At 74.0% G+C, this 13523-nt stretch carries 13 protein-coding genes and 1 pseudogene; 6 read left to right on the top strand and 8 right to left on the bottom strand.

Going from position 1 to position 13523, the window contains the following annotated elements; all coding sequences use genetic code 11:
- Positions 1–2: 2 nt before the first annotated feature.
- From OZ948_11815 to OZ948_11805, 3 genes and pseudogenes are all read right to left on the bottom strand, one after another.
- A pseudogene (locus OZ948_11815) lies at positions 3–347 on the bottom strand (DUF488 family protein).
- Positions 348–357: 10 nt separating this feature from the next.
- Positions 358–771, bottom strand: coding sequence for an antibiotic biosynthesis monooxygenase (locus OZ948_11810; protein MEB2345417.1), 414 nt, complete (start codon positions 769–771; stop codon positions 358–360).
- Positions 772–774: 3 nt separating this feature from the next.
- The gene (locus OZ948_11805) at positions 775–1209 is read right to left on the bottom strand and encodes an Rrf2 family transcriptional regulator (protein ID MEB2345416.1); all 435 of its coding nucleotides are present in this window, start codon (positions 1207–1209) and stop codon (positions 775–777) included.
- Positions 1210–1336: 127 nt separating this feature from the next.
- Between OZ948_11805 and OZ948_11800 the strand changes: the two genes are divergently transcribed.
- Genes OZ948_11800 through OZ948_11790 form a run of 3 tightly spaced genes read left to right on the top strand, consistent with a single transcriptional unit; the run spans position 1337 to position 3495 of the window.
- The gene (locus OZ948_11800; GenBank protein ID MEB2345415.1) at positions 1337–1726 is read left to right on the top strand and encodes a hypothetical protein; all 390 of its coding nucleotides are present in this window, start codon (positions 1337–1339) and stop codon (positions 1724–1726) included.
- Positions 1727–1754: 28 nt separating this feature from the next.
- The gene (locus OZ948_11795; GenBank protein ID MEB2345414.1) at positions 1755–2216 is read left to right on the top strand and encodes a hemerythrin domain-containing protein; all 462 of its coding nucleotides are present in this window, start codon (positions 1755–1757) and stop codon (positions 2214–2216) included.
- Between the two features lie 31 nt (positions 2217–2247).
- Complete coding sequence (locus tag OZ948_11790) at positions 2248–3495, top strand: putative sulfate exporter family transporter (GenBank protein MEB2345413.1); 1248 nt, start codon at positions 2248–2250, stop codon at positions 3493–3495.
- A gap of 52 nt (positions 3496–3547) precedes the next feature.
- Here the strand turns inward: OZ948_11790 and OZ948_11785 are convergent, their stop codons facing one another.
- Both OZ948_11785 and OZ948_11780 read right to left on the bottom strand, forming a co-directional pair.
- Positions 3548–4018 (bottom strand): YbaK/EbsC family protein, encoded by a 471-nt coding sequence (locus OZ948_11785; protein MEB2345412.1) that lies wholly within the window; start codon positions 4016–4018, stop codon positions 3548–3550.
- A 265-nt stretch (positions 4019–4283) separates the two neighbouring features.
- Positions 4284–4784 carry a hypothetical protein gene (locus OZ948_11780; GenBank protein MEB2345411.1) on the bottom strand — a complete coding sequence of 167 codons (501 nt, stop codon included), beginning with the start codon at positions 4782–4784 and terminating at the stop codon, positions 4284–4286.
- A 169-nt stretch (positions 4785–4953) separates the two neighbouring features.
- On the opposite strand from OZ948_11780, the gene OZ948_11775 reads away from it, so the two are divergent.
- Positions 4954–7581 carry a hypothetical protein gene (locus tag OZ948_11775; protein ID MEB2345410.1) on the top strand — a complete coding sequence of 876 codons (2628 nt, stop codon included), beginning with the start codon at positions 4954–4956 and terminating at the stop codon, positions 7579–7581.
- 84 nt (positions 7582–7665) lie between these two features.
- Here OZ948_11775 and OZ948_11770 read toward each other — a convergent pair whose 3' ends face one another.
- A complete protein-coding gene (locus tag OZ948_11770) occupies positions 7666–9096 on the bottom strand; it encodes an aldehyde dehydrogenase family protein (GenBank protein MEB2345409.1) in 1431 nt (476 codons plus the stop codon).
- A gap of 237 nt (positions 9097–9333) precedes the next feature.
- Here OZ948_11770 and OZ948_11765 point away from each other — a divergent pair, with 237 nt between their 5' ends.
- Positions 9334–10017 (top strand): PEP-CTERM sorting domain-containing protein, encoded by a 684-nt coding sequence (locus OZ948_11765; GenBank protein ID MEB2345408.1) that lies wholly within the window; start codon positions 9334–9336, stop codon positions 10015–10017.
- Here OZ948_11765 and OZ948_11760 read toward each other — a convergent pair.
- Both OZ948_11760 and OZ948_11755 read right to left on the bottom strand, forming a co-directional pair.
- The gene (locus tag OZ948_11760) at positions 9920–10969 is read right to left on the bottom strand and encodes a helix-turn-helix transcriptional regulator (GenBank protein MEB2345407.1); all 1050 of its coding nucleotides are present in this window, start codon (positions 10967–10969) and stop codon (positions 9920–9922) included. The two genes, OZ948_11765 and OZ948_11760, sit on opposite strands and share 98 nt — an antisense overlap.
- 134 nt (positions 10970–11103) lie before the next feature.
- Positions 11104–11730: a hypothetical protein gene (locus tag OZ948_11755; GenBank protein MEB2345406.1), complete on the bottom strand. Its 627-nt coding sequence runs from the start codon at positions 11728–11730 to the stop codon at positions 11104–11106.
- A gap of 49 nt (positions 11731–11779) precedes the next feature.
- On the opposite strand from OZ948_11755, the gene OZ948_11750 reads away from it, so the two are divergent.
- Positions 11780–13522 (top strand): ATP-binding protein, encoded by a 1743-nt coding sequence (locus OZ948_11750; GenBank protein ID MEB2345405.1) that lies wholly within the window; start codon positions 11780–11782, stop codon positions 13520–13522.
- The last annotated feature ends 1 nt before the right edge of the window (position 13523 follow it).

Raw genomic sequence — 13523 nt, 5'->3', positions numbered from 1 at the left:
GCCCTCCTCTCGAGGTACGCGCGCAGCGCGACGGCCTGGTTGTGCTCCGTGTCCTTCGCGCTGTAGACCAGCGTGAGGCGGCGCTTGCGGGCGCGCGCCAGCAGTGCGTCCACCAGCTCCGGCTTGCCGTCGAGCTCGGCGAAGTAGCGCTCCTCGAAGCGCTCCCAGCGGGCCGGGTCGTGGCCGAACCACTGGCGCAGGCGGTTCGAGGGCGCGATCTCGCGCTGCCACTCGTCGAGCGCGAGCGCAGCCTTGGTGACCCCGCGCGGCCAGATGCGGTCCACCAGCACGCGCTGGCCGTCACCGCGCCCGGGCGGGTCGTAGGCGCGTCGGATCCGGACGTCCATGGCTCTCCTCCTAGGGCGACGAGGGGGCCAGCGCCGCGCCGCACTGCCGGCAGGTCGTGGGCCCCTGCTCCGACCAGCCGGGCCGGGCGGGGGTCCAGCGCCCGCACGCGGCGCACTTGCGCACGCGGTCGTGATCGGTGGCCAGCGCGAGCTCGCTGAACGATCCCTCGGTGCACCAGCGGCGGAAGCCCGGCATCAGGATGTCGCGATGGAACTCGTTCTCCACCCAGCGGCCGACGGCTTCGGCGTCGCTCCAGAAGGTCGTGAACAGGTAGCGCCGCTCGGCCGGCCGCTCCCAGACGCCGGCCTGGAGGCAGCCCGGCACCGCGCGCACCTCCGCGAGCGTACGCCCGAGGTGCCGTCGCATCTCGACGTCGCCCGCCTCGGAGCAGCGGAACTCGGCGAGCACGAGCAGCGTGGCCATCGCTCAGGAAGCCTCCAGCAGCCGCGCGAGCGGCGCGCGCCGCCGCGCGACCAGGTCCTCCAGCGTGTAGCCGTCGAGCACGCCCAGGAACGCGGCGAGCGCCTCGTCCAGCACCGGCTGCAGTCCGCACGCGGACATGATCGGGCAGTCGCCGCCCGGTTCGAAGCACTCGACGAGGGCCAGGCTGCCTTCGGTCACGCGCACCACCTCGCCGACCCCGATCTCCTCGGGCCGCCGCGCCAGCCGCAGCCCTCCGCCCCGGCCCCGGACGGTCTCGACGTAGCCACTCCGCCCGAGCTGGTGGACGACCTTGGTGAGATGCGCCTTCGAGATCCGATAGCTCCGCGCGATCTCCGCGATCGTCACCAGGCGCCCCGGTGCCAGCGCGAGGTAGATCAGGACGCGGAACGAATAGTCGCTGTAGCGGGTCATCTGCACGCGCGGACTTCCTGACTTGCCGGACCGCCTCGAAGATATATCATCGCCACATCTTTTCGAGCGAGGATCGCGTCGTGACCCGAGCCGCGGAGAGGGGGGCTGCGCGTAGGCCCGCCGGGAATCCCCCGTGAGCCGGCCCATCGAGCTCGACGCCGGCGTGCTGGCGTTCTTTCCGCTGCCGCAGCTCGCCACCGAGCTGCGCGAGCGCGAGGAGTACCAGCGCTCGGGCGTCTCGGCCGTGACGCTCGCCCGCGACGGACACGCCACGCTGGTGCTGGCCGCCCTGCGCAAGGGGGCTGCGATGCGCGACCATCGGGCGCCGTCGGCGGCGAGCGTGGTCGTGCTCTCGGGGCGCGTCGTCTTCGCGGCGAGCCGTGAGCCCGCCCGCACCGAGATCGGGCCCGGCGCGCTGGCCGCGTTCTCGCCCGACGTGGTCCACTCCCTCGAGGCGCTCGAGGACGCCACGTTCCTGATCACGATCGGCGGCCGCGAGCGCCCCCACCCCCACGGCTCCTGACCCGCGCCCGAACCGGAGAGAGACGATCATGACCGAAGCCGACGCTGCCGCCCCCGAGACCGTGACGGACCTGTTCGGCCGCGATCATCGCCGCCTGGACGCCCTGCTCGCCGACGCGAAGCGCGCGCTGGCGGCCGGCGAGCCCGCGCGCGCCACGCCGCTCTTCACCGCCTTCCGTGAGGGTCTCGAACGGCACATCGTGGCCGAGGAGGAGATCCTCTTCCCGGCCTTCGAGGAGCTGACCGGCGTCACCGCGGGCCCGACCCGGGTGATGTGCGCCGAGCACGTCGACATCCGCAAGCTCCTCGGGGAGATCGCCTCCCGCCTCGAGCAGGGCAGCGAGGGGGGCTACACGACGCCGCTGGCCTCCCTCACCGCCCTCCTCTACGCCCACAACGGCAAGGAGGAGAGGATCCTCTACCCGGCGACCGACCGGGCCGCGAGCAGCGCCGGCACCCTCGAGGCCCTGGTCGCGAAGATCGTGCTCTGAGCGCACCGCCCGCGCGGGGTACCCTCCGCGCATGACGACGTCGCCCTCACCGACCAACCCCTACGAGAATCCGGCGCTGGCGCGCTGGATCGACAGCTACGAGGGTCTGCCGGACTGGACCGATCCGGCCGAGACCCCGGCCGAGCGGGTGGCACGCTCGAGCGCGGGACGGCGCGCCAACGAGCTCTTCGCGCTGGCCGGCGCGACCCTGCCCGGGCTGGCGCTGACCGCGCTGATCGCGGCCGCGGCGTTCGCGGGCGCACGCGGCGTCGGCACCTCGTTGCTCGGCTTCGAGCGCAGCCCGGTGAGCCCGATCCTGGTCGCGATCCTGCTCGGCCTCGGGATCCGCAACACGATCGGCCTGCCGGGCGTCTACGAAGCCGGCGTGCGGCTCGGGCTCAAGCGCGTGCTGCGCGTCGGCGTCGCGCTGCTCGGCGTCCAGCTCAGCCTCGGTGCCGCGGGCGCGATCGGGCTCGTCGCGCTGCCGGTGGTCGCGGCCTGCATCGCCGCCGCCCTGGCGTTCGCCGCGTTCGTCGGCCGGCGTCTCGCGCTGCCGCCCCGGCTCGCGACGCTGATCGCGGTCGGCACCGCGATCTGCGGCAACACCGCGATCGTCGCGACCGCGCCGGTGATCGGCGCCGACGACGACGAGACCAGCTACGCGGTCGGCTGCATCACCGTCTTCGGCCTGCTGGCGCTGCTCGCCTACCCGTTCCTCTCGCACGCGCTCTTCGGGGGCGATGCCGCCCGTGCGGGCCTCTTCCTCGGCACCGCGATCCACGACACCGCGCAGGTGGCCGGCGCCGGCCTGCTCTACCTCCAGCAGTACGGCGAGCGGGCGGCGCTCGACACGGCCACCGTCACCAAGCTGGTCCGCAACCTGTGCATGCTCGTGGTGATCCCGGGCGTCGCCCTGCTCCACCAGCGCAGCGCCGCGCACGGGCCGGGCCGGCGGCTCGACTGGCACCAGGCGCTGCCCGGCTTCGTGTTCGTCTTCGTCGGGCTGACCGCGCTGCGCACGCTCGGCGACCTCGGCGAACGCCCGTTCGGCCTGCTCGCTCCCGAGACCTGGCACGCGGGCCTCGACGCCGCCGCCTGGCTGTCGAGCGCGTGCCTGACGGTCGCGATGGCGTCGGTCGGGCTCGGTACCCACCTGGCACGCCTGCGCAGCCTCGGCCTGCGCCCGCTCGCGGCGGGGCTCTGGATCGCGCTCGCGGTCGGTGCGGTCTCGTTCGCGGTGATCCGGCTGCTCGAGCCGCTGGTGGGGAGCTGGCTCTAGCGCGCGGCGCACGCCGTCCTGGCGAGGTCCGGCGCGGGCACGAGACCGTCCGCTAGAGCGGAACGCTGAAGCGCCCGTGCTTCGCGCCCGCCAGCAGGCGCACGAACTCGGCGCCTGCCATGCGCACCACGTCCTCGTGGTCGCCGGCCTCGAAGCAGACCTCGCGCAGCTCGGCGAGCGCGTCGTCGTACACGGTCGGGATCCGGTAGGGTGACCCGAGCGCCGGCAGCGCGCCCTGCTCGCAGTCGTGGAACAGCGGGGCCATCTCCCGCTCGCCTGCGAGCGTGAGCTCGCGGTGGAGCTGCTCCGACAGGCTGCGCAGGTCCACCCGGCACGAGGCGGGCACCAGCGCCATCACGTAGCCCTGCTCGTCCTCGAGCAGCACCGGCTTCGCGAGCGTCTCGAGCGGCAGCGCGGCCGCGCGCGCCGTCTCCGCGCTGCTCGCCGAGTGGGGATGCGGGATCAGCTCGTAGCGGACGCCTTGCGCATCGAGGTACCAGCGCAGGCGGGGGGCGATCGACATGCGGAGTCCTCCGGGCCCTCGGGTTTCGCGTAGCGGGCGGAGCGGAGGGGGCGCGCGGGACGCGGCAGCGGGGGCGCTGGCTTCGCCGGGCGGCAAGGGCCGGACGCGCCGGCGGATGGAGGGAGTCTGCCGCGCGTGGCTGCGATCAGCCAGCGGCCGCCGGGTCGCGAGGTGCGCGCCGGGGAAGCGTGGCCGGGGTGGGCTCACGGGCGCGCTCGGGCAGGAGCCCCGTCGTGCCGGCCCGCTCCGGGCGCTCCGGCCCGCCTCATCCGCGCGGCGCCCGCCACCGGGACGCCAGGGCGACGAGCGCGGGAACCGCCACGAGCACCCACGACCAGCTCAACGCGCTCCTCGCGAGCTGGATGAAGGGATTCCGGAGGAAGAACTCCGCGGCCACGGCATCATTGGCGTGGCGCGCCACCGCCAGCCCACCCACTGCGTAGGCGCCAGCGACCGCGAGCCCGCCCAGCGCCGCGTGCAGCCCGAACGCTGCCCCGGCGACGGACCAGACGCCCGCCGCGCCGCCCCCGAGCGCAAGCCCACCGAGCGCGAGACCCCCGATGCCGACGAGGCCCAGCGACAGGCCGCCGATTGCAACGCCTCCGACCGCAACGCCGCCGGCCGCGAACAAGGCGCCGAACGCGACGTCGCCGACCGCCACCCACGCACGGGCGACCCCGCGCCGATAGGAGCCCTCGACCAGCGAGCCCCCCTGGTACTCAAAGAGCGGGAGACCGAGCACGCGAACGCTCGAGGTGTACGCCAACGCCGACCTCCCTTCCCGTGCGCCCGAGGGATCGACGCCAAGCCGTGGCCGCGCCCGAACCTACCACGACGCGTGGCGGCCCCGGCCGCACCCCGCCGCGGGAGGGGAACCCCGGGTCGGGCCGGCTCCATGGTAGAATCGGCCGCTCTCCCGAGCCCGGAGCCTGCCGTTGCCCCCCTCCCGCCGCCCTGCCCCGGTCTCCCGCGTCCGCCTCCTCGCACTCGCGCTCGCGGTGCCGCTGCTGGGCGCCGGGAGCTGCGGTCCCCCGATCCATCTCCTCCTGCCGGCCCCTTCCGGCGTCATGCCGGTCGAGGTCGCCCTGTGGTCGTACCTGGACCCCGCCGACGTCCGGCTGGCGCTCGACGGCGCCGACGTGACCGGCTCCTTCACGGCCGGCGGCCCCGGCCTCGTCGGGTCGATCCCGGTCCCGGCGCCCGGCTCGCACCGGCTCTCGGTCCGCTGGCCACTGCCGTTCCCGATGATCGGCAGCCTCACCACCAGTCTGGTGTTCGACGCCCCGACCGCCGCGCCGGAGGTGCTCGCGATCGAGCCTGGCCCCGGCGCGGTGCCGAGCGGCGCGTGGCTCCGCTTCCGGCTTGCCGCAGCCGCCGAGCCCTCGGCCCTCACCGGCTTCGGCTTCGCGCTCGAGTGCGACGGCCAGCGCGTCGCGCGCAGCGCCCACGCGCTCGCCGACGGCTCGCTGATCCTGAATCCCACCCCGTCGCTGCCGCCGGGCAGCACGTGCCGCGCGACCTGGCGCGCCCAGGGCGGCGGCGTCGCCGAGGCCCTCTTCCCGGTCGCCCCGGCGGCTTCCGGGACCGCGGCGAGCGTGCTCTACGACCGGGCGGATCCACTCGCGCTCGCGCCCTTCCCCGACGACTTCTGGGTCGAGCCCGACGCCTCGCAGCCGAGCGGGAGGCGCGTCGCCCTTCCGATCCCGCCCTTCACGGACCCGGGGCAGCTCGCCGCCTTCACCGCGCTCGCGGGACTGGTCGGCCAGGCCGACGGCTGGAGCCGCCAGACCCCGATCGTGATCGGGCTCTCGCACCCGCTCGACGCCTCCTTCGTGCCCGCCGACCTGCCCGCCTCGCAGGATCCCTTCGCCCCGATCGCGCTCGTCGACGTGGACCCGGCGAGCCCCGACTACGGAGGGCGTGTCCCGTACCGGCTGCTCGTCCGCAGCGATCCGCGCCCGGGCGGCGGCCTCGACAACGCCGCGATCCTGTTCCCGGCCGTCGATCTGCGGGCGCAGGGCCGCTACGCGCTGGTGTTCACGCGCCGCGCCTTCGCGGCCGGCGAGCCGGGGCGCTCCTTCGAGCCGTCGGCGCTCTTCGCCGGCGTGCTGGCGGGCCCGCACGACGGCGAGCCCCTGGCGGTGACCCGCGTGCGGGCGGTGGTGAGCGACGCGCTCGACGTCGTGGCCGGGCTCGCCGACGTGCCGATCCCCGGCGAGGACGTCGCGCTCGCGCTCTCGATCTCGGTCCGCACCCATCCTTCCGTGTCGGATCTCGCCCACGTGAAGGAGCAGGCGCTGGCCGGGCCGCCCTCCCCGATCGTGATCCCGGACGTCGCGACGGATCCCTGTCCGACGCCGGGCAGCTTCTGCATCCGGCTGATCCCGGACCGCGCGCTCGAGGTGCGCGGCCGGGTGCGCCTGCCGGCCTATCGCGACGGGTCGGTGCAGTTCGTGCACGACCCGGCGACCGGCGAGCCGATCGCGAGCGGCTTCGCGGAGGCTCCCTTCGTGATGACGCTCCCCTTCGCGGCGCTCGACGGCCCCGTGGTTCCCGTGATGTATCAGCACGGCAACCCCGGCTCGCCGACCGAGCTGCTCGGCGCGAACAACGAGCAGCTCGACGATGCCGGCTTCGCCCTGCTCGGCTTCCAGGACACGCTCAACCGCGAGCTCAGCCCGTCGGGCACCAGCGACGAGCGGATCACGGCCCAGGTGCTCGCGATCTTCGCGAACCTGCTGATCACCCGGAAGATGCCCCAGTACTGGCTCCAGACCGGCGCCGACCAGATCCACTTCCTGCGTGCGATCCAGGGCCTCGGCGCGCTCGACCTGATCCACCGCGGCCCGGGCGGAGCTCCGGCGCTCGGGCCCGACGGCCAGCCCGAGATCGATCCCTCGACGATCCTCTACAAGGGCATCAGCGAGGGCGCGAACAACGCGCAGCGCTTCCTGCCCTTCGCGCCCGAGATCCTGGCCGCCGAGGCCACCGTCGGCGGCGCGCGGCTCGGCGAGACCCTGATCCACCAGTCCGCCGACCAGATCCTGGCCCAGATCACGGTCTTCCTGCCGCAGCTCGCCCCGCTCGACCTCTGGGTGGGGCTGTCGCTCTTCCAGGCCGGCTTCGACCCCCAGGACGGACACACCTATCTGCGTCATCTGTACCGCGAGCCGCTGCTGCCCTTCGCGGGCTCCGCCGACGTGACGCCGCCGAGCACGATCTGGACCGAGGGGATCGGCGACACGCTGGTGCCCAACAACGCCTCGCGCGCGATGGCGCGCGAGCTCGGGATCCCGCACGTGGGGCCGGTGCAGGCCACGGTGCCGGGGCTCGAGCAGGTGGCGGCGCCGCTCGCCGGCAACGTCGCGCCGGGGATCACCGCGGGGTACTTCCAGATCGACCCCGCGATCACGCCCGGCCCGAGCTGCCAGGACCGGGTCCCGCTCGAAGGGCACTACTGCCCGCAGTCGAGCGCCGAGGCGCGCGCACAGCGGCTCCACTTCCTGCTGACCGCGCTCGCCGGCACGGCCGAGATCGTCGATCCCTTCCCGAGCGCGGAGTGAGCACGGGCGCGGGGCGCCCGACGCGAACGCGGCGCCCGGCGGGCTCGCCGGACGCCGCGCGCGTCGCACCGGAGGAGTTCGGCTCTAGAGCGCCTCGACTCCCATCACGGCCTTCACCTCGAGAAAGTCCTCGAAGCCGAAGACGCCCCACTCGCGGCCGTTGCCGGACTGCTTGTAGCCGCCGAAGGGCGCCTGGAAGTCGGCGCCCGCGCCGTTCAGGTGCACGTTGCCCGTGCGCAGGCGCGCGGCGACGCGGCGCGCGCGGGCCGGGTCGCCGGAGGTGACGTAGCCCGACAGGCCGTAGGGCGTGTCGTTGGCGATGCGGATCGCCTCCTCCTCGTCGCCATAGGGCAGGATCGAGAGCACCGGGCCGAAGATCTCTTCGCGGGCGATCGTCATGTCGTTGCGCACGTCGGCGAAGACCGTGGGCTTCACGAAGTAGCCGCGGGCGAGGCCCTCGGGCCGGCCCGTGCCGCCGGCAACCAGCGTCGCGCCCTCGTCGATCCCCTTCTGGATCAGGCCCTGGATCTTGTTCCACTGCGCCTCGCTGACGACCGGGCCGAGCGTGATGCCGTCGGCCTGCGGATCGCCGACCTTCACGCCCGCGGCGACGGCCTTGGCGATCGCCACCGCCTCGGCCTGGCGCGCAGCAGGCACCAGCATGCGGGTCGGCGCGTTGCACGACTGCCCGGAGTTCAAGAAGCAGCCGGTGACGCCCCCGCCCACCGCCTTCGCGAAGTCGGCGTCGTCGAGGACGATGTTCGCGGACTTGCCGCCGAGCTCCTGGGCGACGCGCTTCACGGTGTCGGCCGCCGCCTTGGCGACCTGGATCCCGGCGCGCGTCGAGCCGGTGAAGGACATCATGTCGATCCCGGGGTGGGAGGACATCGCCTGGCCGACGGTCGGGCCGTCGCCGTTCACGAGGTTGAAGACGCCAGCGGGCGTGCCGGCCGCGTGCAGGATCTCGGCGATCAGGATCGCGTTGAGCGGCGCGATCTCGGTGGGCTTCAGCACCATCGTGCAGCCCGCGGCGAGCGCCGGGGCGACCTTGCACAGGATCTGGTTCACCGGCCAGTTCCAGGGCGTGATGAGCCCGCACACGCCGACCGGCTCGCGCCGGATCAGGGTCGTGCCGCGCAGCTCCTCGAAGGGGTAGTCCTTCAGCACCTCGATCATGGTGTTGAGGTGCATGATGCCGGTGGCGGCCTGCGCGGCGCGCGCCAGCCAGATCGGGGCGCCCATCTCGAGGCTGATCGTCTGGGCGAGCTCCTCGTAGCGCTTCTGGTACTCGGCGGCGATGCGCTGGAGCAGCGCGAGCCGCTCCTCCTTCGTGGTGCGCGACCAGCTCTCGAAGGCCTCGCGCGCCGCGGCGACGGCGAGGTCGACGTCCTTCGCGCCGCCCATCGCGATGCGCCCGACCACCTCCTCGGTGGCGGGATTCACGACGTCCAGGCTGCGCGGCTCGCTGGGGTCCACCCAGCGGCCGCCGATGTAGAACTGGAGGTGTTCCTTCACGACGGCTCCTTCGGGGTTCGGGGCGGGCGGGAGGAGCATAGCGGCACGAGCGGGGTCTTCGCTCTCCGCTGGAGGCGCGCGACGAGCGGCCCGGCCGTCTCGCGCGCGCTCGCCGGACGCTCGCTGCGCCGGAACGCCACACCCTACCGAAGTCGGGTACCGCACTCGAGGAAAACCGGCTCCACTGCGTGCCGCCCCCCGTCGCTTCCCCTTCCAACATGGGACGGCTCCAACGTCATGAACCTTCCCTTCCGCTGGACCTCGATCGGCATCCTGGGCGCGGCGCTGCTCGCCGGCCCCGCGTCCGCGCAGACCGTCCTCTTCTCCGAGGACTTCAGCGGCGTCGCGCCGGGAAGCCTGCCTGCGGGCTGGGTCAGCATCCCCGGCAACGACGTGATCGCTCTCGCCGACCATGCGCTCCCGGACGCATCCGGCAGCGCGCAGGCGCTGGCCCTGACCGTGCAGGCCAGCGGCGGGAACGTCACGCTCTCCTCCTCGATCGACTTCGCGGCCCATGCCGGTCAGGAGATCACGCTCTCCTTCGACCTCTACAACCAGCAGAGCGCGGGCGACGACACCTCGTTCCTCCTGGGCATCACCACTCCCTCCAGCCGGCTCGATCAGTCCGTCGCCACCTGGGTGTACGGCATCCAGGGTGTGGGGGCCCCCTACACGTCCCCCTATCCGACCCAGGGTGCCTGGACCACGATGAGCTTCGACCTGAGCGAGGTGCTGGCTGCCCATCCCGACGCGGACGGGATCGCCGTCTTCAACTGGAACGGCCGCGGCATCACCGGACCGGTCTACCTGACGAACCTCGAGGTCACGGCCGTCCCCGAGCCGTCCACGGGAGCGTCGCTGGCGGGGCTGGCGGGGCTGGCCCTGGTGGGCTGGCGACGCCGGCGGCGCGCGCGGGCCTGAGCGCGCCGCGCCGGGAGGCCGCGCGGGAGGCGGACGCCGCGCACCGGTCCGGATCGCGCAGCTCGGCTCCGCGGGTACGGGGCCGGCGCCGGTCCGGCGCGCCGCCCCGTTGGGTGCGGAAGCGGTGCAGGGCGGGCGCGAGCATGAGCTCGTCGCTCCGGGCGCGGCGGGTGGCCTCCAACCCGTAGCGCATCGCCGCGAGGCGGCTCTCCAGGCCGAGCTTGGCGAAGACGGACGCCACGTGATCCTTCACGGTCTGCAGGCCAAGGCCCAGGATCAGGGCGATCTCGCGGTTGCGCTTGCCCTCCACCAGCCAGAAGAAGACCTCGGTCTCGCGTGCGCTCAGGCCGAGGTCCGCGAAGAGCTCGATCTGCGGCTCACCGCAGGCCGCCCGCGCCCGCGCCAGCGCGCGCGCGGCGGACAGGTGCGGCTGGAGCAGGGCGAGGAGCGCGCGGTCGCGCTCCGTGAAATCGCTGCCCGCGGCGCGCTCGATGCTGAAGAACAGGGCGCTCGCACCGGCGGACGCCACCGGAACCGCCCCATGGTTGTCGAGGCCCATCGGCCGGTAGGCCTCGCAGAACATGGCGGAATCCCGGAACGCGGCCTTCGTGAAGTAGTCGCGCCGGAAGATCGGGCGCCCGCCCTGCTCCTCCAGGCGATAGTCCCAGAGCGGATAGCCGGAGCGGAGCCGGGCGAAGGCGTGGAGGGGCTCCGCGGCCGGGCGCTCCGGCGTCGAGAACACGATCTCGCAGGGTCCCGAGCGGCCGGGCTGCGCGCGCGAATAGGTGAAGAGCTCCCCGGGCACGAGCCGTGCGATCGCCGCGAACCCGCGGCCGACGAAGCCGGCCGGGTCGAGGCCGGGCGCGAAGAGCTCGCGCAGGGCGCCTTCCAGGGCCAGGAAATCGCTGCGGCTGACGCGGGCGCAGGAGCTCACGGCAGGGACGGAGGCCATCGCGGCGGGGGTCGGTGAGGAAGCCGAACGAGAAAGTCCGAACGAGAAAGTCCGAACGAGAAAGCCCGAACAAGACGCGCATCCACGTTTCGCAGTGGATTCGCAGAGACCGGATAGCCCGTGGCGCGGCATCGTCAAGAGCGCAGTGCACGGGGAAGGTCTCGCCGGGTGTCCGAGCCGGAGCCGCGCGGGTCCTGGAAGAAGCGCTCGACCTCCGCGGCGGGCAGCGCCGGGGCGAGCAGGAAGCCCTGCATCTCGTCGCAGCCGAAGCCGCGCAGCGCGTCGCGCTGGAGCTCGTGCTCGACCCCCTCGGCGATCACGGCGACCCTGGCCAAGTCCTGCGCGTCGGAGATGTCGGAGAGCAGGATCGTGAACTCGGCGCCGACCAGACGCGAGATCGCGCCCGAGAGGTCGCATCGTGCGGTCGTCGTCGACGACCAGCACCAGCGGCTGCTTGCGGCTGCCCGGGGGCCGCATCCGCTCCACTCCTGCCTGGCTGCCGTCCCACCGGCGGGCACTTCCCGGACCGGCCACCGGCGAACCCTCTTCGGGCGGAGCCAGCGGCGTCTCGAGGCGGCGGCCGCCCTCCACGGATGCGCAACCGGCGTGCAGAAGCTCTCGCTCCGGCTGGTCTTGGCCCGGGTGCGCCCGTCCAGCTCGTGGTCCCAGCGCACGCCGATCAGGTCCGTGAACACGGCCCAGCGTGCGATCCCGTCCGGATTCCCGGCTGTCCGTCGCGTGGCGGCCCCTCGGAGGCTCATCAAGCGAGCTGCCCGTTGGGTCGATTCGCCCCCAGGAGCAGCTGCGATCGTGAATCCCTGGTTCCTGGTGCCCCTGGCGTCGGGCCTCGCCTGCATGATCTGCGGGATCCTGGTCCTGCTGCGCGAGCCCGACGCCGCGACCCATCGCTGCACGGGCGCGCTGCTCCTGGGCGCCGCGTGGTGGGGCCTTTGCGAAGCGCTCTGGACGCTCGCGCCGGACCCCGAGACCGCGCTCGCGCTGGCGCGCCTGTCGGTGCCGGGCTGGGTCTTCGTCGGGCCGCTCGCGCTCCAGCTCTTCCTCGCCCACGGGCGTGCGCCGGCCTGGGTGCGCGGCGTGCTGCCGGTCGCGTGGGCGGGCTCGCTCGCGGCGCTCGGCATCGGCTGGACCACGCCGTGGCTCCTGCGCGGCGTGACACCGGTGCCCTGGGGCTGGGCGCTCGAGGTGGGCCCTGCCTTCGGGCTCTGGTTCGTCCTCGCGATCACGAGCGCCGGCGCCGGGCTGTTCTCCTCACTGCGGGCGCTGCGCAGGAACGCCTCCCCCGCTGCGGCCCGCCAGAGCCCCTGGCTCGTGGCGGCGGCCGGCACGCCGCTCCTCTTCGGCTCGACCACCGACGCCCTGCTGCCGCTGCTCGGCGTGCCGGTGCCACGCCTCGGTGTCGTCTCCTTCGGACTGCTCGGGGTGCTGGTCACCGCCACGATCCGGCGCTTCGGATGGTCGATCGTGACCCCCGGCTCGTTCGCCGGCCTCGTGCTCGACGCGCTGCCCGAGGGCGTGGCGCTCGTCGCCACCGACGGCCGCGTGCGGCTCGCCAACCCGACCCTCGCCGGGCTCGTCGGCCGGCCCGGTGACGCCCTGCTGGGCCTCCCGATCGCGGGGTTCCTGCCGGGCCTCGCGCTCGGCGGCCAGGCCGGCCTGCGCGAGCACGAGTGCGAGCTCGAGCGCGCCGGTGGCGAGCGCGTCCCGGTCGCGATCTCGACCTCGCCGCTGCGCGACAAGCGCGGCAGCGCCGCCGGCCTCGTGCTGGTGGTGCGCGACCTGCGCGAGGTCGTGACCTTGCGCACGCGGCTGCTCACCTCGGCGCGGCTCGCTGCCGTGGGCGACCTGGCAGCGGGGATCGCCCACGAGATCAACAACCCGCTCGCCTACATCAACGCCAACCTGCGGGCCCTGCGCGACCAGTGGCTGACGCTTGCCGAGGCCTGGCAGATGGAGCGCGAGAAGCCGCGCCTGGAGGACGTCTTCGAGGACGGGCTCGACATGCTCGACGAGTCGCTCGAAGGCGTCGACCGCACGGCCGCGATCGTGCGCGACGTGCGCGCCTTCTCGCACGCCGGCGCCGGCGCGCGGGAGCGGCTCGAGCCCCACGCGCTGGTCGAGCGCGCGCTGCGCGTCGCGGACCCGCACCTGCGCCGGCGCGCCACCGTCGTGCGCGAGCTCGGGCCGGTGCCCTGCGTCGAGGGCGTGCGCCGCGAGCTCGAGCAGGTGCTCCTGAACCTGGTCCTGAACGCGGCCCAGGCGCTCGCCGAGGAGGGCACGATCCGGGTCCGCACCGTCCTGCGCGGCGAGGAGGTGGTGATCTCGGTCGCCGACGACGGCTGCGGGATCGCGCCCGAGCTGCTCGAGCGGATCTTCGACCCCTTCTTCACGACCCGGCCGGCGGGCGAGGGCACCGGCCTCGGGCTCTCGATCTCGCACGAGATCGTGCGCCGCCACGGCGGGCGCATCGAGGTGCGCTCCGAGCCGGGGCGCGGCTCGGAGTTCCTGGTGCTGCTGCCGGCGGCTCCCGTCTGAA

Source organism: Deltaproteobacteria bacterium (genome assembly GCA_035063765.1).
GTDB lineage: Bacteria > Myxococcota_A > UBA9160 > UBA9160 > PR03 > CAADGG01.
Note: the sequence above shows the minus strand (reverse complement) of the source record. Positions and strands in the feature narration are given on the sequence as shown.